This is a genomic window from Meridianimaribacter sp. CL38, from assembly GCF_004328055.1.
In the GTDB taxonomy this organism is placed as follows: domain Bacteria; phylum Bacteroidota; class Bacteroidia; order Flavobacteriales; family Flavobacteriaceae; genus Gaetbulibacter_B; species Gaetbulibacter_B jejuensis.
Map to the genome: position 1 here is coordinate 217,000 of NZ_QKWS01000002.1, position 21,824 is coordinate 238,823.

25 protein-coding genes are annotated in these 21,824 nt (G+C 32.1%); 10 read left to right on the forward strand and 15 right to left on the reverse strand.

Annotated elements, in window-relative coordinates; translation table 11 throughout:
• Positions 1–371 precede the first annotated feature (371 nt).
• The 7 genes from DMZ43_RS06115 to nfsB all read right to left on the reverse strand — a co-directional run bounded on the left by DMZ43_RS06115 (position 372) and on the right by nfsB (position 6,526).
• Complete coding sequence (locus DMZ43_RS06115; RefSeq protein ID WP_131506696.1) at positions 372–1,262, reverse strand: nuclear transport factor 2 family protein; 891 nt, start codon at positions 1,260–1,262, stop codon at positions 372–374.
• Between the two features lie 98 nt (positions 1,263–1,360).
• Positions 1,361–2,242, reverse strand: coding sequence for an AraC family transcriptional regulator (locus DMZ43_RS06120; protein WP_131506697.1), 882 nt, complete (start codon positions 2,240–2,242; stop codon positions 1,361–1,363).
• 19 nt (positions 2,243–2,261) lie between these two features.
• The gene (locus DMZ43_RS06125) at positions 2,262–4,151 is read right to left on the reverse strand and encodes a monovalent cation:proton antiporter-2 (CPA2) family protein (RefSeq protein ID WP_131506698.1); all 1,890 of its coding nucleotides are present in this window, start codon (positions 4,149–4,151) and stop codon (positions 2,262–2,264) included.
• A gap of 3 nt (positions 4,152–4,154) precedes the next feature.
• Positions 4,155–4,748, reverse strand: coding sequence for an NAD(P)H-dependent oxidoreductase (locus DMZ43_RS06130; protein WP_131506699.1), 594 nt, complete (start codon positions 4,746–4,748; stop codon positions 4,155–4,157).
• Positions 4,749–4,774: 26 nt separating this feature from the next.
• Positions 4,775–4,915, reverse strand: coding sequence for a hypothetical protein (locus DMZ43_RS14840; RefSeq protein WP_161566734.1), 141 nt, complete (start codon positions 4,913–4,915; stop codon positions 4,775–4,777).
• Between the two features lie 100 nt (positions 4,916–5,015).
• Positions 5,016–5,846 carry a DUF4437 domain-containing protein gene (locus DMZ43_RS06135; RefSeq protein ID WP_131506700.1) on the reverse strand — a complete coding sequence of 277 codons (831 nt, stop codon included), beginning with the start codon at positions 5,844–5,846 and terminating at the stop codon, positions 5,016–5,018.
• 20 nt (positions 5,847–5,866) lie between these two features.
• On the reverse strand, positions 5,867–6,526 hold the full coding sequence (gene nfsB, locus DMZ43_RS06140) for an oxygen-insensitive NAD(P)H nitroreductase (RefSeq protein ID WP_131506701.1): 660 nt from the start codon (positions 6,524–6,526) through the stop codon (positions 5,867–5,869).
• 235 nt (positions 6,527–6,761) lie between these two features.
• Here nfsB and DMZ43_RS06145 point away from each other — a divergent pair, with 235 nt between their 5' ends.
• Positions 6,762–7,130, forward strand: coding sequence for a helix-turn-helix domain-containing protein (locus DMZ43_RS06145; protein WP_131506702.1), 369 nt, complete (start codon positions 6,762–6,764; stop codon positions 7,128–7,130).
• A 145-nt stretch (positions 7,131–7,275) separates the two neighbouring features.
• Here DMZ43_RS06145 and DMZ43_RS06150 read toward each other — a convergent pair whose 3' ends face one another.
• The 3 genes from DMZ43_RS06150 to DMZ43_RS06160 form a co-directional block, all read right to left on the reverse strand.
• Entirely contained in the window at positions 7,276–7,911 is a 636-nt protein-coding gene (locus DMZ43_RS06150; RefSeq protein ID WP_131506703.1) for a hypothetical protein, read from the reverse strand.
• Positions 7,912–8,117: 206 nt separating this feature from the next.
• A complete protein-coding gene (locus DMZ43_RS06155; RefSeq protein WP_161566735.1) occupies positions 8,118–9,089 on the reverse strand; it encodes an energy transducer TonB in 972 nt (323 codons plus the stop codon).
• A gap of 32 nt (positions 9,090–9,121) precedes the next feature.
• Positions 9,122–10,711: a hypothetical protein gene (locus DMZ43_RS06160; RefSeq protein WP_131506705.1), complete on the reverse strand. Its 1,590-nt coding sequence runs from the start codon at positions 10,709–10,711 to the stop codon at positions 9,122–9,124.
• Between the two features lie 471 nt (positions 10,712–11,182).
• Between DMZ43_RS06160 and DMZ43_RS15025 the strand changes: the two genes are divergently transcribed.
• The 5 genes from DMZ43_RS15025 (at position 11,183) to DMZ43_RS06185 (ending at position 16,881) form a co-directional block, all read left to right on the forward strand.
• The gene (locus tag DMZ43_RS15025; protein WP_131506706.1) at positions 11,183–11,917 is read left to right on the forward strand and encodes a hypothetical protein; all 735 of its coding nucleotides are present in this window, start codon (positions 11,183–11,185) and stop codon (positions 11,915–11,917) included.
• A 196-nt stretch (positions 11,918–12,113) separates the two neighbouring features.
• Complete coding sequence (locus tag DMZ43_RS06170; RefSeq protein ID WP_129760067.1) at positions 12,114–12,938, forward strand: OmpA family protein; 825 nt, start codon at positions 12,114–12,116, stop codon at positions 12,936–12,938.
• A 168-nt stretch (positions 12,939–13,106) separates the two neighbouring features.
• On the forward strand, positions 13,107–15,302 hold the full coding sequence (locus tag DMZ43_RS06175) for a DUF6851 domain-containing protein (RefSeq protein WP_131506707.1): 2,196 nt from the start codon (positions 13,107–13,109) through the stop codon (positions 15,300–15,302).
• Between the two features lie 47 nt (positions 15,303–15,349).
• Entirely contained in the window at positions 15,350–15,640 is a 291-nt protein-coding gene (locus DMZ43_RS06180; protein WP_187347845.1) for a DUF3817 domain-containing protein, read from the forward strand.
• Positions 15,640–16,881, forward strand: coding sequence for a mechanosensitive ion channel family protein (locus DMZ43_RS06185; RefSeq protein WP_131506708.1), 1,242 nt, complete (start codon positions 15,640–15,642; stop codon positions 16,879–16,881). Before DMZ43_RS06180 ends, DMZ43_RS06185 begins: the two co-directional genes overlap by 1 nt.
• A 3-nt stretch (positions 16,882–16,884) precedes the next feature.
• On the opposite strand, the gene DMZ43_RS06190 is transcribed toward DMZ43_RS06185, so the two are convergent.
• Both DMZ43_RS06190 and DMZ43_RS06195 read right to left on the reverse strand, forming a co-directional pair.
• Complete coding sequence (locus DMZ43_RS06190; RefSeq protein ID WP_131506709.1) at positions 16,885–17,274, reverse strand: acyl-CoA thioesterase; 390 nt, start codon at positions 17,272–17,274, stop codon at positions 16,885–16,887.
• 3 nt (positions 17,275–17,277) lie between these two features.
• A complete protein-coding gene (locus DMZ43_RS06195; protein WP_131506710.1) occupies positions 17,278–18,171 on the reverse strand; it encodes a DUF72 domain-containing protein in 894 nt (297 codons plus the stop codon).
• 186 nt (positions 18,172–18,357) lie between these two features.
• Between DMZ43_RS06195 and DMZ43_RS06200 the strand changes: the two genes are divergently transcribed.
• The 4 genes from DMZ43_RS06200 (at position 18,358) to DMZ43_RS06215 (ending at position 20,436) form a co-directional block, all read left to right on the forward strand.
• A complete protein-coding gene (locus DMZ43_RS06200; protein ID WP_131506711.1) occupies positions 18,358–18,771 on the forward strand; it encodes a glyoxalase in 414 nt (137 codons plus the stop codon).
• Entirely contained in the window at positions 18,771–19,214 is a 444-nt protein-coding gene (locus tag DMZ43_RS06205; protein ID WP_131506712.1) for a GreA/GreB family elongation factor, read from the forward strand. Before DMZ43_RS06200 ends, DMZ43_RS06205 begins: the two co-directional genes overlap by 1 nt.
• A gap of 75 nt (positions 19,215–19,289) precedes the next feature.
• On the forward strand, positions 19,290–19,715 hold the full coding sequence (locus DMZ43_RS06210) for an RDD family protein (protein ID WP_131506713.1): 426 nt from the start codon (positions 19,290–19,292) through the stop codon (positions 19,713–19,715).
• Between the two features lie 196 nt (positions 19,716–19,911).
• Positions 19,912–20,436, forward strand: a complete 525-nt coding sequence (locus DMZ43_RS06215; protein WP_131506714.1) for a hypothetical protein — start codon at positions 19,912–19,914, stop codon at positions 20,434–20,436.
• A gap of 75 nt (positions 20,437–20,511) precedes the next feature.
• Here the strand turns inward: DMZ43_RS06215 and DMZ43_RS06220 are convergent, their stop codons facing one another.
• The 3 genes from DMZ43_RS06220 to DMZ43_RS06225 all read right to left on the reverse strand — a co-directional run bounded on the left by DMZ43_RS06220 (position 20,512) and on the right by DMZ43_RS06225 (position 21,654).
• Positions 20,512–21,186: a DUF2461 domain-containing protein gene (locus tag DMZ43_RS06220; protein WP_131506715.1), complete on the reverse strand. Its 675-nt coding sequence runs from the start codon at positions 21,184–21,186 to the stop codon at positions 20,512–20,514.
• 94 nt (positions 21,187–21,280) lie between these two features.
• Positions 21,281–21,442 carry a hypothetical protein gene (locus DMZ43_RS14930; protein ID WP_187347846.1) on the reverse strand — a complete coding sequence of 54 codons (162 nt, stop codon included), beginning with the start codon at positions 21,440–21,442 and terminating at the stop codon, positions 21,281–21,283.
• Between the two features lie 47 nt (positions 21,443–21,489).
• Complete coding sequence (locus tag DMZ43_RS06225) at positions 21,490–21,654, reverse strand: DUF1328 domain-containing protein (protein ID WP_131506716.1); 165 nt, start codon at positions 21,652–21,654, stop codon at positions 21,490–21,492.
• Between the last annotated feature and the right edge of the window lie 170 nt (positions 21,655–21,824).

Below are 21,824 nucleotides of genomic sequence, written 5' to 3' on the forward strand. Positions count from 1 at the left end.
CGTACAAAAACAAAATAGAAAATTAATGGTTTTTAAGTATAAAGTTTTAATATAGACTTTAAAATTTAAATAAATAATCAAAATAACACTATAAAATGTACTAAAGTATATAGGGAATCTATTTTAGAAGGTTTTCAAGACATATATGTTAAGGATTAATACATATTTGTTAAGCTGATTAAACCAATTTACTTCATAAAACTATTTTCACTGCTGTAAAAGTTTCCATAGCACCTTTTATTTTATTTTTTGCTTTTACATCACAACTTAAACAAATTCTTACAGCTTGAGCTTAGGTTTTAATATTTGTAAAAATGAAAAGACTACCGTTTTGGTAGTCTTTTCTGCTATTAATCAATGAAATGTCTTTTTTAATTATTAGGAAAATTAAATTTACCATTGGTGTTTTTTCTATCTGTTTCAGGTAGAATAGTTTCCATAACATCCCAATGTTCAGCAATTTTACCGTCTTCAACTCTAAACAAATCATAGTATGACGTTGGTTTGCCTGCAAAACGACCTTCGCTAATGGTTAATACAAAATTACCTTGACCTAATACTTTGTGAACCGTATCAAATTCCATATGAATACCTTGTTTTGCCATAGCTTCTAGAGCTTGACCTAAACCTGATAAACCATCGGCAATATTTGGATTGTGTTGTATATAATTATTGCCATTAAAGTAACTTTGTAATTTATCCATTTTTCCATTTACTAAAATGTCGTTTACAAAGTTTAATACCAATGCTTTGTTAGCTTCGGTTTTATCTATATCGGTAAGGGTTGTTGTGCCATCAATTTGTGTATGACCACTTGGGTTTTCAGGTTGTTTTTCTATTAAATTATCCCAATGTTCTACAATTAATCCATTTTCGAATCTAAAAACATCAAAACCTATTTTTGGACCAAAAAAATCATAATCTGTTTGTGTAAATATGTAATCGCCATCTTCAAAAGCTCTTATAGTATTTACCTTAAAACCACCTTCGGGTGCGTTTTGTAATATTGTTCCAAACCCTACTAAACCATCGGCTACAGCTAAGTTATGTTGAATGTATTTATCTGGATTAATGTAGGTTATAGGTGTTTTATCTCCAGTTTCTATACTTTTTAAAAGTGCTACAACTTTGTCTTTGTTTGATACTTTAACTTGTGTTTCCATAGTCTTTTCTTCTTTTTTTTGTGTGTTATTATTTTGCTTTTCTGATTTGCAAGATGTCAATACTATTACTAGCGTTAGTATTATTGCTAAGTGTTTCATTTTATTAGTGTTTTAATTACACTGCAAAATTATTATGGAACTAAGCTTTTATTAAGATAGATTTCAGAATAAAAATGGTAAATATCGAACCTTATTATTTAGAGGTATTCTTTTTTGAAGGCATTTGGGGTAAATTCTGTATGTTTTTTAAAGTATTTTACAAAATTTGTAGGCTCTTCAAACCCAAGTTTATAAGCCAATTCGGTGCTTTTAATTTCCGAATTTATTAGCAAACGTTTCGCTTCTAACACCAAAAACTGATCAATAAATTGTTTGGCTGTAATACCAACAGTAGATTTACAAATGGTATTAAGATGCTTGTAAGTGATGTTTAGTTTATCAGCATAGAAATCTGCATTTCTGCTTGCTTTATAATACGTTTCTAACAAGGTCTTAAATTGCAAAAACGTTTCAAGTTTATCTGTTTGTTTTAGATAAAAGGTTTGGTATTGCTTTAAACGTTCTAATTTCGAAAATATGATAGAATGTAACGATTTGTATGTGTTTTCTTGATTATAATCTTCTTTGGAAGAATTATATTCTTCATAAAATAAATCGAAATAATTCAAAACATTAGAATCATCTGGAGCTTGAATTATTGGTGAAAACAGACTTGTATTAAACAGCCTTATAATTTCATTTTTAGGTAATGTATTTATTTGCTTTTGAAGATACGACGTTGTAAACAACAAAATGTAACCTTTTAATTCTTTAGTAAACTTGAAAGCATTTATTTGCCCTTTTGAAATATGAATAATAGTGTTTTTCTTCACTGGATGCCATACAAAATCTACCAGTTGCTGGCTTTCACCTTCGGTATAGTAGACAATCATATTAAAAGCGACTTGATGTGCTTTTTCCGGATGATGATCTTTAGCCAAATTTTTACGACTGGCTAAGCTTTCAATGGTGAGTATTTCTATTCCAGAATTATTAGGCTTTTTGGCATTAAACTCAATATTTGGAATATCATTTTGCATTTTTCTTAATTACTTGAATTTAAGCCTCACTAGATTTTTCTAATTGCTTTCTTATATGATCACTATCCCAATGATTATCGTAAGCTACAATACCTCGTTTAAAATCAGCTTCAAGCAATTTTTCTTGTTGTTCTAGTTCTTTACGAGCTTTAAAAATATAGTCATCGTCACGTCTTGGTTGCTCTGCCATTCGTCTTAAACTGGCTTCATCATATTTAATAAAATTTTGCACCTGACGGTTAAGTGTATATTTTCTAAACCCAAGCTTATGCAAAGCATCACTAGCTAAAGCCAATGACGTATCTAAGGTTTCACGATAAATATTATTTACATCCATATTAAGAAGCTCATAAGCGTCATACCTATTTTTGGTTCGTACCAAAAGCTCTACGTGTGGATATTTTTCTTTTACAATTTTGGTAATAGCTTTAGCAACAGACACTTTGTTAGTAGCGCAAATCAATAATTTAGCTTCAGCTATTCCTGCAGATTCTAATAAATCTTCGCGTGTGGCATCACCATAATACACTTCAAATCCCATTTTACGAAGAAAATCAACACGGTTAGAATCAAAATCTAAAATTGTAGCTTCAATACCATGTGAGCGTAAAAAACGTCCTACTGTATTACCAAAGTGCCCAAAGCCTACTAAGATTACCTTTTGCGATTTAGCAATATGATCCATTGGACGTTTTATAGATTCTTTAGTGCCTACTTTCGGAAGAATTAGTCGCTCATTGATTACCGCTAAAATTGGTGTTAACGACATAGATACTGCAGTTATTACTAACATCGTATCCATTTGTTCTTGTTCTAAAATCTCAAGTTGAAAAGCAAATGACAGTAATACAAAAGCGAATTCACCAACCTGAGCTAAACTGAATGTTAGCAATACATTTTGATCTAATTTAAGTTTAAAGATTCGTCCAGTGACAAATAACACTAATGCTTTTATAATAATTATAGCAAGTAAAATACCTCCTATAGTTAACGGACTATTAGCAATAACCACAAAGTTAATAGATGCTCCAACAGCCATAAAAAAGAGACCAAGTAACAGGTTTTTAAATGGTTCTAGCGTACTTTCTAACTCGTGTTTAAATTCACTAGTAGACAACACTACTCCACCTAAAAAGGCACCTAAGGCAGGACTTAAGCCTACAAATTCCATTAGAAAAGAAATTCCGAAGACAATTAAAAACGCAGCGGCTATCAATAGTTCTCTTACTCCTGTTTTAGCCACCTTACGTAGCATTGGCACAATAACAAATCGACCTGCCAATATAATAACTACCACAGATAAAATAATAGCTAAGGTTTGTAAACCAATTGGTAAGCTTTCTATTAATGTAGATGAAGAGTGACCTCCATTACCTTCAGCATGCTCATTGGTATTACTTAATAACGGTAAAGCACCAATCATGAAGATCACGATGATATCTTGAAATAGTAATATTGAAAAAGCACTTGAACCAAAAGTTGTCTTCATTAATCCTTTTTCCTTTATGGTTTGTAACGCAATGGCTGTAGATGACAGTGCTACAGCCATACCTATAGCTAAAGCTACTTGCCACTCATATCCTAAAAAAGCGAACAATAAGTAGGTAAACAACATAGTTAACCCTACTTGTATACCACCCATACCAAGTATGGATTTTCGCATGTTCCAGAAGTTTTTTGGTTCAATTTCTAGACCAATTAAAAACAGCATTACTACAACGCCAAACTCTGCAAAGTGGAGTATATCCTCTCCCTCTTCTCCTATAAAACCTAACACATATGGACCAATTAATACTCCAGCTAATAAATATCCAATTACCGAACTTAATCCTAATCGCTTTGCTATCGATACACAAATAATGGCACCAGCGAGAAAAACAATTGCTTCAAATAATAAACTCCCAGACATATGTTACGCGGTTAAAATTTCTAAATCGTTTAAGAAAAAACAATTGGATAGCTGGGTTGCATTAAAATCACCTTGTAGCAAATCTATTAATTGTTCGTACTGGTTGGCATAACCCAATAAATCTTCTTCAGATAAATGGTGTGTTCCCATAACAGCAAAAGGTGGTAAATAATTCATACCACACAATGTAGCAGTTTGTTCAAAAGGTCTTAAAAACTCATTGATTGTATAGGTATTATAGCCTTCTGTACAATACACTTCGCGAGATCCACCAGTAGTAATAACATTAAAAACGGTTTTATTTTGCAGTACTTTTCCGTGTGGACCGTATGCCCAATTAAATTCTAGAACTAAATCTTTCCATTGCTTTAAAATGGCAGGACTACTGTACCAATACAACGGATGATGCCAAATAACAATATCGTGTTGAAGTAATAACTCTTGTTCTTGCTGCACATTAATATGAAAGTTAGGATAATGCTCATACAAATCGTGAAATGTTACGTGCGCCTTATCTTTTAATCGGTCGATGAGTGTTGCATTGACTCTTGATTTTTCAAATTTGGGATGTGCGAAAAGAATGAGTACTTTTTTCATTGGCTATTTTGGTTGACTTTTAAACTTTAGTTGCTAATTATGCTTTCTGTTAAAGTTACTAATAATTTTATTTTGTCTTCATCATATGCATCAGGATGCGCATTATTGTAACTTCCTTTATCATTGTCAAAATATGTGCCTGATTGGTTTTTATGACGTTCTGACATCTTTACATTAATGTGGCAGTATAATAAAAAAAGCCACCTATAATGCAATTTACATTTGGTGGCTTTTTCTGCTATTAATCAATCAAACTAAACTTAAAATCTATTTTATTTTGAATTTACCATTGGAACGAATGTAAATAACAGTTTCAACATCAGTTTTTAAACGTGGTGAAGCTTTTTCTTCTGCACCAAAATAAGAACCTGGTTCCAAAACATTTTCGTCATCTTTTTTAGAAAATTGATGCGTTACTTTACCTGAAATAACCACAGCTCTAAAGTTTGGACTTAAGTTTTTAATTTCACCCTTGAAACCAGCTGGTAATTTTAAAAGAGTAGCACGCAGTTGATTTTTTTCGTGGCTTCCCCATAAAAAAGCAGTTTCAACATTACTTTTTTCTGAAATCCATTCAATATCTTTAGCGTTTAACCAAACTAAATTGGTTTTATCAACGTTCACTGGTTTTTCGCCATTATCAAACGCTTCCGATGTTGGTTTTACCAAATATGGGCCTTCTTGAATATCTAAAAACGCCATATTATCTTCGGCATCTGCAGCTGTAATATGTGCTTCGCCAGCAGGTTGTTGCCAATATGATCCGGCTGGTAACCATTGTTTTTCGGCATTTTCATCATCATTATGTAATAATCCTTTAATTACCACACCACGATACGTTATGTTGTGAATATGTGGTGGTGATGAAAATCCTTTTTTAAATTTCACTAAAAAACCTGCTGGTTCATTTTTTGTGCGGTCGCCCCAAAGTTTTCCTGCAGCAGGACTTTTATCGCCACGCAATGGATTTAGCCAGCCCCATTCTACATTGTCTGCAGTAACAACTTCGTTTATAGATTTTATAGCGTCTGTTGTTGGTGTTTGGGCCAATACTTTAGTCGCCACCAATACCAAAACAACCATTATAAATTTTTTCATCACTATGGTTTTAATATGATCTATATTTTAGTGAAAATTTCACTTTCTGGCAATCTTGATTTTGGTGTTTTATCTGTAGAATTAAAGTCAGATTCTGCTCTGTAACCTATAGAAACGGCAACTAAAGCAGTGAAGCCTTTTTCTCTTAAACCAAATTCTTCATCTAAAGCTTTTACATCAATACCTTCCATAGGTGTAGCATCAATTCCTAAACTCGCAACACCCAACAAAAAGCTACCTATGTTAAGATATACTTGCTTTTCCATCCAATGATTTAAATCTTTTAAATCGTATTTATGTATGTCTGCAAATGTTTTAACAGCACCTATAAATCCGTTTTTTATGTCTTCATTTGGGAATCGTCCATTTTTATCATCTACATCTGCAATGTGTTTGTAATAGTCTTCATCTGCATCTGTTTTTGCACAAAAAAGCACAACAGCTGAAGCATTAGTTACTTTAGGTTCGTTAAAATGGAAAAAACCTTGTGTTCCTTTTGCTATACGTGCTTTTCCTTCATCAGTTTCAGCAATAATAAAATGCCAAGGTTGTAAGTTTACACTTGAAGCGCTCATTCTTAACAAGCTTTTTACTTGATCCATATCTTCTTTAGATATTTTTTTTGTTGGATCAAATTCTTTAGTAGTGTATCTCCAGTTAAGTACTTCTTTTAAATTCATTTTTAATTGATTTTATTATGTTTTAATTTTAACTATCAAAAGTATAGTGACAAAAGTATTTTCATTTTACATTCCTCGCAATAACGGTCAAAAATGATAGTAACAAATAATTAATATTCCAACTGCTTAAATTACTAATTATCAAATATTTAGTTAAATGTTAAAATTACTATAAAAAGTATAGTTGTATAATTTATGATAGTATAGTATTTTTGCACTAATAATTACTATTACTATGGAAATTGAGTATAAAAAACGCCTGATTAAGTTTAACGAAAAAGAGTACTCCTGCTCTACAAGTGTTGCTATGGAACTTATTGGGGGCAAATGGAAAAGTGTGATTCTTATTTATTTGCTCAACGGAAAGAAACGCTACAATGAGTTGTATAAACTTATATCAACAATTACTGAGCGCACATTAAGTTTACAGTTAAAACAACTTGAACAGGATGGACTTATTGTTAGAAAAGTGTATACAAAGAAACCTCCATTGCGTGTAGAATATGAATTGACTGCCTTTGGTGAAAGTTTAAGACCTGTTTTACTTGCTATTGCTGAATGGGGAACTTATGTAGTTGCTGAAAAAGGTGAAGTTATTACTTAGGTTAGTCTTACTGTTTTACTACTATATATAGTCGGGTGTACCCGAACTCACCCTAGTTGACCCGAAGATGACCCGAAGATAACCCGAAGATGACCCGAAGTAAACCCGGAGATGACCTAATAATGTGATTGGGTTCTTAGGTTTACTATTGTTTTTTTATTTCTCCAACATATACTTCATTTTCAAAATTGGCTTTGTAGATATAGCTATCGTCTAACAGTCCAATAATGTTTACATAGATAGTTTTTCCTAAAAGGGATTTGTTTTTTTCTTCTCGTACTTTGGTATAGGTCATGTTGTATTGACATGGTGTTACCCAATCTAGTTTATATTCAGCTTTAAAGGAGTCGCTTTCTTCTACTTGTTTTTTATTGTTTCGTTTTATTTTGGCATCGGCATATCTTAAATCTAGATACTTAAACTTACCTTTTTGGAACTTTTTGCATTTATCCCAATTGGACTCAGAAATACTTGCGTTTTGGTATTTTTTGTTTATTAATTCTGCTGTTTCAGTATAGCAATTGTTTTGGTATCCGTCATCTAAATCGCCTTGTTTACCAATAAAATCTCTTTTGATTTTATCAATCATCTCTTGATTGCTGTAAGATGTTAAGTCGTTAATTATTGTAACTTTATCCACAACAGCGTCATCATTAAAACATACTTCTATGGTTATAATTTCGACAGTTTCTACATCATCAACATAGGCTATTTTACTTTTTTGTGCATAATTAATTGATGAAAGTAATAAGCAGATAAAACAAATGGGAAGGGTTTTCATTTTTAATAGATTGGTTTAAAAACAAATATATGTTTTTATGTTCATATTCTTTGCTTGTCCAAAAAAACGAACCAAAAGAAAAGACCCTTGTCTTAGTAATTTTGAATGCTTACTAGCTTTGAAACCACAGATATAAATGAGATTACTTTAATATGTTTTTAATGACAATGAGAAAAGATATTGTGTTGTTGTTGTTTGTTTTTATGCTAAAAGAGAATTGGTAATGTAAATTGCACATTAACTTTTTCATTATCATGCATACCTGGTTCAATCTTAGGTAGTGATTGTATAATTCGTATTGCTAATTGTTTTAATTCATCATTTTTTGCACGTGCTGTTATTTTTTTTATGTCACCTTCTTTAGTAATAACAAAAGACACATAAATAGCTTGATTAATTTTACCCTTATTTAATTCATTAATATAGTCTGGATTTTGCATTACATATTTTGTGATTTTTTGATTGAAACAATTTCTTCTTTCAGAAACTCTAACATCTTCACAACCAGGAAAAACAGGAGGTTGCCGTACTATAGCTATAGGATATGAATAACCTATGTTTTCTACTTTTTCTACTTTTTTGGTTTTTTTAGGCTCTTCAGGTTCTAACTTAATTTTTAATGGTTTTTGTCCTGTAGCGAAACGATATAAGTTTTCTCCGAATTGATTTCTCTCTTTACTATTACAGCTAAAGGATTTGAATAGAACTATTTGATGCACAGAAAAGTCTCCAAATTTTTCATAGTCAGATAATAATTTTTTAACAACTTGCCCAGAAAATCCTTTATCAATATACCCTTGTGCTACTTTTTGAAATTTAGGGTCTACATAAATAGTTTGCTTTTGAGTAGACTTTTTATTTTGGTACATATCAATAAATGGCATAGTGTTTTCTCCTGTATAAAAAGTGTGACTATATACTTGGCTAAAAACAGCTACATCTACCTGATATTCTATTTTATTAGATGGTAATGCCTCGGGACAACTTGAGGACATAAAGTTAATGTAGCTAAGAAATAATGTTTTAAAATAAATATCGTTTTCAATGTCTCCAAAATGACCATAATATATAGCGCTAAATAGGTTTTCGCTTTCTCCAAATTGATGCCAGTTAATTTTATCTTGAGCTGTTGCTTGCTTGACTAAAAGCAAACAGATAAAGAATACTATTTTTTTCATTTTATGCATTTAAATTGTGCTATACTTAATTTTTACTGCATTTGTAAAGCAGGTTTATTTAATGCCATTTTAGTCATATTTGTATACAGTTGCTTTGCCTCTTTACTATTACAACCAAATTTGGCGTTAAACTTATAAAGTAATGTTATTAATTGAGTCATTTCGGAATAATTGACTACGTGATACCTTAGGTTGATTAAAAAATAATTGTGTAATTGACCATCAACTAGAATATCTTGATAATATGAAATATAACCTCTACCATCATTTTCGATTTGCGACATGGCTTGAAACTCTGTTACTTTAACTGAGACCGTTTTGGCGTCACTAATACTTGAAGAGCACTTATTGGATTTGTATAAAATATACTCCCATAGTACCCAACTTTTTGACTTATATGGTATGAGATCAAAATGACCTTCAAAAACGCTCATCAATTGTTTAGCCTCATCAGTAGTACCAAAAGTGTTCCACCAAAACGAATCTTCAAAGGTTACAATATTGTTATTTTCTTTTTTATAGGCTTTCTGTTTTTCTTTTGAAACCAATAATGCTTGTTGCCAAGCTAATTCTTTGGCTTGTTGTTTTTCTTTATACTCTTTATATATTCTCTCTTGCTCTTGTTCTCTAGCTTTTTTTAGTTCTAACTCCTTTGCTTTTTTTGCTTCAATAGCTGTTATTTCTTTGTCCTTTAAAGCTATTGCTTCGTTTGTATTATTTATATCGAAGCTTAAACCGTAGCTTTCATGTTTGACATTTAACTTATATAGTAGTGCTTTGCTTTTACCATCTCTTACATGAATTTTATTTAAATTAGGGAAGAAATATGCCAATGGTTCCATGTTAGTGCCTCGTTTATGATTAAGAGCACTTGACAACATGTTTTGTTCATCATCAGTTTTTGAAGTGTACTGTAGTTGTCCGTCATAATCAGAAATCATTTCGATAGTAGAAGCGTTGTATAGCTCTATGACATTTATGAGCTTTGAGGTTAGCTCAATACCACTCTTTTTTACACTATTGTATCTTTGCCCTGAGTTTGCGGTTTTAGTTCCCCAAATGATTTCGTCATTAGCTTGTCCGTACACTCGATATTTCTCTAATAGTTTAGTGTAACTTACGTTTAAAAAATCATCAAAATCTGCTGTACTTACTGGATGACGCTTGTAAGTACCAGTGATGGTATTGTATGAATTTGTTTCGTTGCCTATTATAGAAACACTCGTATCAGAAATAATATCTATTCCTTTAATATTAAATTGATGATTTCCTATTTTGTGAAGAGTAAATAAACTACGTACATCAATATTTTTACTATAAACTTCTGTAGAGCCTACAAAATAACTTGCTTTATATTTTCCTGAAGCGCGTTTACCTTGATATTGTATTACCTTACAAAAAAATCTACTACCTGTATTAGTTTTTCGATATTCATAAATGTAAATTTGAGTTAATCGTGGCCTTTCAAAATTTTTACCATCAATAATTGCTGAATAAAAACCGTTTATTCCAGAATTATCTATTTTAAATTGGGTTTGTGCACCCACAGAAAGGTTAAAGAATACAACAAGGCCTAATAAGAAAAGTTTTGACTTAATTGTAGGAGGTATGCGTTTAAACATAATAAGTGAAAGAAATAATGATTAATAGCTAAGAGTAAATATACAAATTACTAACTACTAAAAATCAATTATTTACACTTTTTACTAATATAGCTTGTTTCTGTTTTTGATTATATTTATTTATTTGATTACAATTATTGATTAATATCTTATAATGTGTGTTGTTATGTTTATTTTACCTTGATGCAAAATGAACCAAAACATCAAAACAGACTATAGGATATTCTTTCTTACCACTCGCCTCTTTATTTAGACCGCTTTTAGAATTTTTAATAATACATGTTGCTTGTTAAACTCTTCAACAAGCTCTGGGTGACAAGCCGTATTATAATAGAGATAAATGTTATGTTATATTCAGAATTACAGAACTTTAGAATTGCTATTTTCGTATTTATAATGACTATGAATAGAAGTAATTATTAGTTAATTTTATAAAATTTTTCCTACATTTATATGCATGTAGTTTTGTATATGAAAAACACCAAAGAACATACACATTTCGCAAGCAGGTTGAAGCTTTTTGACCTGCTTTTTTTATTGCTACTTGTTGTGTCGGTTGTTATTGGTATAGTAGCAGAAATGCAAGATTTAATATATACTATGCCGCTTGTTGTATTAAGCATAATAGGGAAATATATCTATGAAACTAAACGGAAGTTTAAGGTCTTATTTTTAATTGCATTATTGTGTATTCTTGTTTCTGATGTGTTGGTCTTTACTTCTTTTAAAGATTATCTTTTATGGATTTCGCTACTTAATACATTTTTTTTGATATGCTCTGCACTAGTGTTAAAGCCATATGTTAAATATGGAAAAACAAGAGCTTCGATGACTATTTCAGTATTTATAAGTATCGCTTTTGTTGTTTACATTTTATATACTGTTTTTAATTTAATTATTACTGAAGTGTATGGTATAGAGGTGTATTTTGCTGTTTTATGTGAGCTAAGTATGCTTTTATTTTTATTTCCTATTGGAAAAATTTATTTGAGTGATTACTATGACACAGGTACAATACTGTTAGCTTCAGGTATTTTCTCTTTATTTCAAGTAGCACTAAGTATTATTAATGAATTTCTTTATTTCGACTCCACCTTTACAGTATTGATTATTATTTGTCATTCATTGTCATTATACTTACTTACCAAGTTTTTAACAAACACTAAGGCGCTAAAAGACGAAGCGTTACGCGAAAACTATTTGTAGTAACAGGTTTTCATTTTCCCACCTTTTATCAACTTCATATTTATCAATCAGTTAACAGCTTTTTTGTTAACTAATTTTTGTACACTAGGACTCACAAATTATCTTCATAAAAATATAAAATTGGGATGCCTAAAGTCTATATACTGAGTTTGTGCGTACATATACATATAAACCAAAAACGATAAACAATTCAATTATGAAAAAAACAGCAATTATTTGTTTTAGCGCTTTAGTATTAGCTTCTTGTGTATCAAAGAAAAAATATTTAGCTCTAGAGCAAGACAATGGCGAACTAAAAAGCGAACTGACCAAAACCAAAGTAGAAAATGAAGAACTGGAAGCAAAGTTTGCAGCAATACAAGCACGTGTAGACCAGTATAACTCAAAAATAAACTCCCTTACCAAAGACAACGACTCTAAACTAGTGAATGTAGATGGCGTAGTAATGTCTGAAAACACTAAAGCGCAAATGCGCGAAACCCTAAAGAGCGTCCCTCCTGCTTATTTAATGGGCTCAAAAACTTTAAAGGACTCTATGAATGCTGCAATATCCTACAACCTTAAAAACTCGGTAGATACTATTGATGAAAGTGATGACATTGCCATTAATATAGAAGAAACTGTAGTGATGATTTCTATTTCGGACAAGATGTTATTTAAATCGGGAAGTTATAAAGTTAGCGATAAAGCTGATGCTATTTTACAACAGATTGCTGATGTGATAAACTCTGAAGAGAGCTTAGACGTTATGGTTGAAGGACATACTGATGATAAAGCAATGGTACAAAACGCATCGGTAAAAGATAATTGGGACTTAAGTGTATTGCGTGCTACATCGGTAGTAAAAAAATTACAAAACGACTTTAACATCGCACCTGAGAAGCTTATTGCTGCAGGTAGAAGTTTTTACCAGCCTATTGCTGCTAACGACACCAAAGAAAATAGAGCTAAAAACCGTAGAACACGTATTGTGATTTTACCTAATCTTGATAAGTTTTTTGCACTTATGGCTAGCAACTAATAGCTCAAACCATATTAAAACTTAACCACGTTAATTATTCCATTTAATAAAAGGACCGTTATTAGTTTAACGGTCTTTTTTGTTAGTTCTTCTTAAATGTTAGGGTTTTGTTAAAAAAACTTTTTACATTTGGTTTACTTTGATTACCAAACCCTAACGTATTTGCTTATGAAAAACATTACTTTACTCTTATTAGTTTTTGTATTATCATTTAGCACAACTCGTGCTCAAGAATCTGTTGCTAGAGAATGGAACGAGACTTTACTTAGTGCTATACGACTAGATTTTGCAAGACCTACTGTACATGCTCGTAACTTATTTCATACTTCAATAGCTATGTATGACTCTTGGGCTATTTTTGATACTACTGCTGAAACAGTATTTTTAGGAAAAGTCTTTGGTGGTTATAACTGTGGTTTTAATGGTATAACAACACCAACAGACGTTGCTGCTGCACGCCATGAAATGATGAGTTATGCTATGTACCGATTGTTAACCCATAGATTTGCCAATTCGCCTAACCCAGGAACAACACAACAATTGTTTGATGATCATTTTTCTAGTTTAGGATACGATAGCAGCTTTACTTCTACTGACTATTCAACAGGTTCTTATGCTGCACTTGGTAATTATTTAGCACAAGAACTTATAGCTTTTGGATTGCAAGATGGTGCCAATGAGCAAGGTGGCTATGCAAATGTATATTACACACCTAGCAACACACCATTAATTATGCAGTCTGGTTATTATGATGACATGAACGATATGCAAGATCCAAACCGCTGGCAACCTTTATCGTTTGACACGTTTATAGACCAAAGTGGTAATGTGTATCCTGTAGATACACCTTCGTTTTTAAGTCCTGAATGGGGAGCAGTTACACCGTTTTGCTTAAAACCAACCGATCTTGATATTTTAAACGATGGTTTTGATTGTTATGTATATAACGACCCAGGACCACCAGCTTATATTCAAAATTCTAATGAAGATGGATTTGATGACCCTTACAAATGGAACTTTTCATTAGTAGCTTCATGGTCTTCACATTTAGACCCTGACGACCCAACACTAATTGATATATCACCAGCATCTATAGGTAATATTGATTTTGCAAGCTTACCAACTACTTTTGAAGAATATAAAGTATTTTATGACTTTATGGAAGGTGGTGACCCAAGCCCAGGATATACTGTAAATCCGTCAACAGGATTACCATATACACCACAAATGGTAAAACGAGGTGATTATGGACGTATACTTGCTGAGTTTTGGGCAGATGGACCAGACTCTGAAACACCACCAGGACACTGGTTTACAATATTAAATTATGTAAGTGACCATCCTGAATTAGAAAAACGTATAGGAGGTGTAGGCCCAATTGTAGATGACCTAGAATGGGATGTAAAGAGTTATTTAGCTCTTGGTGGTTCAGTACACGATTGCGCAGTAAATATTTGGGGAATTAAAGGTTATTATGACTATGTACGACCAGTATCTGCTATTCGTTATATGGCTTGGAAAGGACAAAGTAGTGATATGTCGTTACCAAGTTACGATCCACATGGCTTACCATTAATACCTGGACGTATTGAACTTATTGAAGCTGGAGATCCGCTAGCTGGTTCGGGAGATGAGAACGTAGGAAAGATTAAAATATATGCTTGGAAAGGACCTGATTATATTAGTGATCCTGAAACTGATATTGCACATGTAGATTGGATATTAGGTACACGTTGGTGGCCCTACCAAAGACCCAGTTTTGTATCTCCTCCATTTGCTGGGTATTTATCTGGTCACTCAACATTTTCAAGAGCTGCAGCAGAAACTTTGACTTTATTTACTGGTGACGCTTATTTTCCTGGAGGAATGGGAGTTTTTGATGCTGACCAAAACCAATTTTTAGTGTTCGAAGAAGGTCCGTCACAAAACATTGAGCTACAGTGGGCAACCTATAAAGATGCATCAGACCAATGTAGTTTGTCTCGTATTTGGGGTGGAATTCATCCACCTATTGATGATATTAGAGGACGAATTATAGGTAATAAAATTGGCGTAGAAGCTTACAATTTAGCTACTCAGTATTTTAACGGAACACTTAACACGCAAGAGCAAGAATTTGAGACTAGTAGTATTAAGCTTTATCCTGTTCCTTTTAAAGAGGAATTACACGTATCTCACAATTTTGGAAGCACTTTACAGTTGTCATTGTATAGCTTAGATGGTAAGCAAATACTAGACACTACTGTTACTAATAATGGTCCTACTTCCCTATCCTTAAACAATTTATCAACTGGTGTGTATGTAGCAAAGTTTATTGATACCAACAACCACATTGTAGACGTTAAAAAAATTGTTAAAAACTAGATAAAACACTTTACATAGGGTACTTTTGTAGTAAAATAAAGTACCTTATGTTTTCATTGTTTAACACCTTTAGAATTGTCGCCTTTTTAGAAGGTCTTTCTTACATTTTATTACTATTTGTTGCAACTCCTATAAAGTATCTTGCTGACGACCCACAGTATGTAAAACTATTGGGTATGCCTCATGGTTTATTATTTATTGCTTATATTATCCTAGCGATAATGGTAGGAAGTGAAATGAACTGGAGCAAGAAAACATCAGCAATAGTACTAGTAGCTTCAATTATACCATTTGGTACTTTTTACATCGAAAAAAAATATTTAAAGACTGCTAAGTAATGCAAGACATTCAGTGCTTTTTTTATGATCTTTTTGTAGCCTCTGGAGTTTCAGAAACTGCTGCGAAGTATTTAAACATGCTATGTTTATTGGTAATATTATCAATACTCTTGTTTATTGCTGATAGAATAGCACGCAGAATTATTATTCGGTTTTCTACTGCTTTTTCAGAAAGAACTAAAACCGATTTTGACAACCTTTTAGTAAGCCATCGTGCACCAAGGCGCATTGCACATCTTGTTCCGTTAGTGCTTACCATTAATTTGTTTCCTATTGTTTTTCAAGATTTTCCACATTTTGAAAAATACATCATAATGATTCTTAAGGTGTATGGTATTTTACTCACCATCTGGATTATAAGAAGTGTATTAAAAACTTTTGAATCATACTTTAAAACCTTACCACGACTAAAAGACAAGCCTATTGACAGCTACATACAAGTAGCTATGTTATTTATTTGGATTATAGGTGTAGCTTCTATTCTTGCAATATTAATCAACCTGTCGTTTATTAAGTTCTTTACCACATTAGGAGCAGCTTCGGCAGTATTGCTTTTAATTTTTAAGGATACTATTTTAGGTTTTGTAGCTAGTATACAAGTAGCCATAAACGATACTGTACGTATTGGTGACTGGATTACCATGGAAAAATATGGCGCTGATGGTGATGTGATTGAAATTAACCTGTCTACTGTACAAGTGCAGAACTTTGACATGACTATTACCAACATTCCAACCTATGCACTAATCTCTGATTCGTTTAAAAACTGGAGAGGTATGCAAGCTTCAGGTGGTAGACGTATAAAGCGTTCTATACTACTAAAAGGAAAAAGCGTTAGCTATCTTACTGATGAGCAAATAGAACGTTTTAAAAAAATACAGTTGATTACCGAGTACCTAAACCAACGTCAAAATGATATTTTAAAATCTAATGAAGAACGTGGAGCAGATAAATCGGTTTTAATTAATGGTAGAAACTTAACAAACCTAGGTGTATTTAGAAAGTATTTACAATCGTATATTGAAGGTCACTCGGCAATTAATAAAGACATGTTTATTATGGTACGCCAATTAGCACCAACACCACAAGGTTTACCATTAGAAATCTATTGTTTTAGTAGTGATAAACGCTGGCAAAACTATGAGTATATCATGTCTGATATTTTTGACCATGCTTTAGCTGCAGTACCTTATTTTGACTTAGAACTGTTTGAACTAACAACAGGGATTATTAACGAGTAAATGCTACTCTTCTAGCCTATCTTTTACAAACTCTACTTTGGTTTTACCATGAGGAGCTGGTTTACCGTCTTCACCAAGGTTTACCATAATGATGTTATCAACCGTTAAAATGGTTTCTCTAGTCATTTTGTTACGCACTTCGCATTTCATTGTTAAAGAAGTTCTACCAAATTTTAGGACTTCGATACCAATTTCGATAATATCACCTTGTTTTGCTGATGACATAAAATTGATTTCAGAAATGTATTTAGTTACAATTTTAGAGTTTTCTAACTGAATGATAGTATACAATGCAGCTTCTTCGTCAATCCAAGCTAGTAACTGTCCTCCAAATAAGGTTTGGTTTGGGTTTAGGTCTTCGGGCTTTACCCATTTGCGTGTGTGAAATCTCATCTATTAAAATAATGTGTTTGTACTTTGATTACCCATTTGCGGAACAACTAAATCGGTTCCTAATGTGGCGTTTAATTGTTTTATAAAATATGCTGATAATAAAGGTGATGCTTTTTCAATGTTTTGATGCACAAAAAAGTCTATTTCCTTAATCCCTTGCGCTTTCCATTCGTTGAGACGTTTTACCCAATCGTCCAATCGTGTGTAATCGCTTTCATGGTTGGCTCCTACATAACGTACAAAAGCTGTAGCGTTGGTTAATCGCATGTGCATAAGATCGCGACGACCAGCAGTATCGACAATTACATTTGAAATATTATTGGATTCCAATAAATCGTATAACTGATTTGCTACTACTTGGTCGTTGTACCAATTAGTGTGTCTAAACTCAATAGCCAAAGGGACTTCTTTAGGCCAACTTTCAACAAAATGAACTACTCGGTCAAAATCCTTTGGTGCAAAATTATTATGCATTTGTAAAAAGATCGTTCCTAATTTTTCTTTTAAGTTAGACGCATTATAGAGGTAGTTTTCTACAACTGCTTTAACTTCGTTTAAACGTTTCCAATGGCTAATTTCTTGATTTAGTTTTGGAAAGAATTTAAAGTTTTTAGGTGTTTTCTCATACCAAGTTTCAAACTGTTCTGCACGAAAAATACGATAGAATGTTGCATTAAGCTCTATAGAGTTGAACTGTGTAGAATAATACGCCAGTTCATCTTTTGTACCTCTTGGGTAAAAGCCTTTAAGGTCTGCTCTATTCCATTTTGCACAACCTACATAAACACTTGGGAAATTATCATCCTTTACTGCGTTTAATACTCTTAGTGTATCTATGTGGTCGTTAGGAAAAGTAAAGTCTATATCTTGAGGGTTGCTAACACTTCCAAATTTCATTATTGAACTCTTTTTTAAATGCATTCAAAGATACGCAAAAGCATGCATACCGCTTATTGCAATCCATATCAAAGACTTATATTATTATCAGTAGAATCAATATTGTTAATAACGCAGTTAACAACATATTTTGAAGACACTCTTATGCAGAGTCTTAATTTATATTTTTAATAAAACAAAAGTTCCATGTCAAACAGATCTACACAATTAGAACAGATTCGTCCTGTTATTTCTTCGGCTTTAGTACATGATAATATGAGTAGCGATGAACGCTTCCAAAACAACACTTTACGACCAGTAATAAAATTGCAAAGTGACTTGTTTATTGAAGTGTTTAAAAACTATGTTTCAAAACACAAAAATGTGTTTTACGACTTGTCGCATACTAAACAATTGGACTATATAGAGAATGCCATACATAAGGATATGAAGTTTAGAAACTCCTTAAAGGGTATGATTATAGGACAATTTACAATTGAAGAGTACCGTATTTATATTCAAAACTCTTCAGCTTTAAACAAACGCATGATGAACATTGTAAAAGAAGGTTTTATAAATAATATTCAACTTTTTCAGCATCCTATTGCTAAGGCTATATAATGATTAAACACGAATTACTAGACGCTTGTTTTAGCTACGTTAACAAGCGTATATCGAGTTATAAAGACGAGATAGAGACCATAAAAGAGTCTATTGAAAATAATGACAAAAGCAATGATGAGGATGACGACTCAGGTAACGGAAAGCTTTTTAACGACTTAGAAAAAAACGCACAGTACCTTAGTGATGCTACCAAAATGCTAGACACCTTAAAACTTATTAACCCAAAAACGGTAAATGACTATGTGGTTTTAGGCAGCTTAGTAAAAACCAATAGCACTTCTTTTTTTATTGCTGTAAGCGTTGGTAAGGTTGAACTTGCCAATGATAGCTTTTTTGTGATTTCTAAGTCTTCACCTATTGGTGAACTTTTGATGGGAAAAACCAAAGGCGATGTTATAAGCTTTAACGGAACCACATATACCATTACTGAGGTTAGTTGATATTTGAGAAAGTGAATTTGTCGCTTTTCATAACCCATTACACAAAAAAATCATAACACATTAAAAACAAACTAAATGCACAATAATCAACCAAATGAAAGTCAAAAACTAATTTTAGCCGAAAAAGGAACAAGGTTTGGACATAATATAATTGACACTATCGGATTTTATTTTATTGTTTTCTTACATGCAATGGTATTAGATGAATGGTTAGGGATTATACCAGAAGGAGGTTCAGATTGGTTTGTGTTTTATTTCTTTTTTCTATATGTGATGTATCATGCCTTATTTGAACATTTTTTCGGAAAAACACCTGGTAAATTTATAACGAAAACTAAAGTTGTAAAAAATGACGGAAGCAAACCTTCATTTATGAATATTCTTGGACGAAATACAGCTAGACTTATTCCTTTTGATCCTTTGTCATTTTTGTTTTCAGATAGAGGTTGGCACGATCAAATATCTAACACTTATGTTATAGTAGATAAAAAGAAAGAATAACATCTTATAACAACTAGTTTAAACCTAAGATGAATTAAATCTTATTTACTATCTTTCACAAAACGAGTCATATACAAACTGTTAAGCGCAACTCCAAAAAGTTTATTAGTTCAATTGAAAACTTTAACTTCGCTTAACGGTCGATATAGATTATTAAAACAATCCATATCTTATAAAGTTGTACTGCATTTGAGAAATGAAATACCGAACGAATAAATATCTGACTTTAAAAGGCAAAATTGAGGAAATTTCTCTTCCTGATTCTGCTTATGGAGAATGGATTGTTTATGAGAACAATAAACCTAAATTTCACGTAAATATTTTTAATTACGAATCGAAAAGTAACTGTTTGGTAAATGTGATTATGACTGAAAGTAAATCGGAGTTTAAAAGTGTTCTGAAAGACATCAATGAGCGATATAAACGGAATTTAACCTTGTCATCCAAAACAAACTTCGGAATTAAATTAAATTCAAAGCTTATAGAATCCGAATTAGATTCTTTACCATTCGAATGGCTTGAGCATCATACCGAATTGATAAAAGCACCTTGGGAAAAATATCCTGATATCAATCCAAGCGATATGTTTTGGAGAATGGGAAAAGGAGAAGATGCTATTTCAATTTTTGCACGATATTACAACTCGCTAACTCGGACAGAAAAGAATGAATTTGAAAAAGAATTTAAACCGACAGCTGAATGGGCTGACTTTTATGAATAAAAACGCAGTACAACAATGTATAACCACAATACTGTTGAACTCTTCTAAACTTATGGTTAGCGTTTACAATTGCTTTTAAATAATAGACTCTCCATTTATGTTTGTTGTTAACACATCGCTCATATAATCAAAATAAGGTCTTATGGCTTTAAAAGCTGTATTGACTTCCTCTATAAAGTTATCGCTTAACACCTCTTTATCAGTATAGTTTTTAGTGAAAATGTATTGCTTTTTTCGTATTAAGTCTATTGCAGGATGCTCTTTATCAAAGCCTTTAGGCGCAGTTTTAAGTTCGTCGCCAACAAAGTCTCCCCAAACTGCTTTAAATGACTTGTTGTTTATGATTTCGCGAATTTCGGTATCGTCAGCCTCAAATTCTTTTCTAATACGTAATAAGTCTTCTTTATTAGGTTCCCAAAATCCTGTAGCAATAAACGATTGGTTGTTTGGTGCAATATGCAAATAATAACCACCACGTAGCTCAGGCTTTTTTCTATGGAATGATCCACCAAAATGCGTTTTGTAAGGAGTTTTATTTTTTGAAAAACGTACATCGCGATAAATACGAAATAGTTTAAGACGGTCAATTTCATCATGTGTTTTTAAAGCTTCAAACAATTCGTTGTACACCTTTTTGGTATTGGCTTCAATGGTTTTAAATTCTTTTTTATGGTCGTTAAACCAATCTCTATTATTGTTTTGCTCTAATCTGTTTAAAAAATCGAAAGTGTCTTTAGAAATCGAACTCATTGGTATTGCTTAAATTTTATTTAAAAGTACAAAAAAAGTCCTGCATAACGCAGGACTTTAATTGAACTGATCATAAGAGAATTCAATTTAGTTATTAATTATCATCAGTTACTTCATCAACAGCATCTTCTACCTCGTCTCCTACATCCTCAATGGCTTCTTCTACGGTTTCGTCTGCTGATTTCTTTTCTCTACAGCTTGTAAATACTGCAGATAATGCGAACATTAATGTTAATGCTAAAACTATTTTTTTCATGATATGGTTTTTAATGGTTATTAATTGTTTTATTGTTTTGGTACTGATTAGCTTTTCTTCATAAGCCCTCTAAGTAGTGATACTACAAAGAGTATTAAAAAGATAAAGAAACATATTTTAGCTATTCCAGCTGATGCACCTGCAATTCCACCAAATCCTAAGAATCCAGCGATAAGGGCAATAATAATAAAGGCAATTGTCCAACGTAACATAATTTTATTGTTTTATGATTACACTAAAAGCTTTGTGAATACAAAAAGCTACTCTAACGTTTAGAGATTTTAAATACGTAAAATAAAGCTTAAAAGGGGAAAATACTTGAATAAGTAATTACTGTTAGCTAAGCGGATAATACCAACAGTATTTACCTCTAAATTACAAA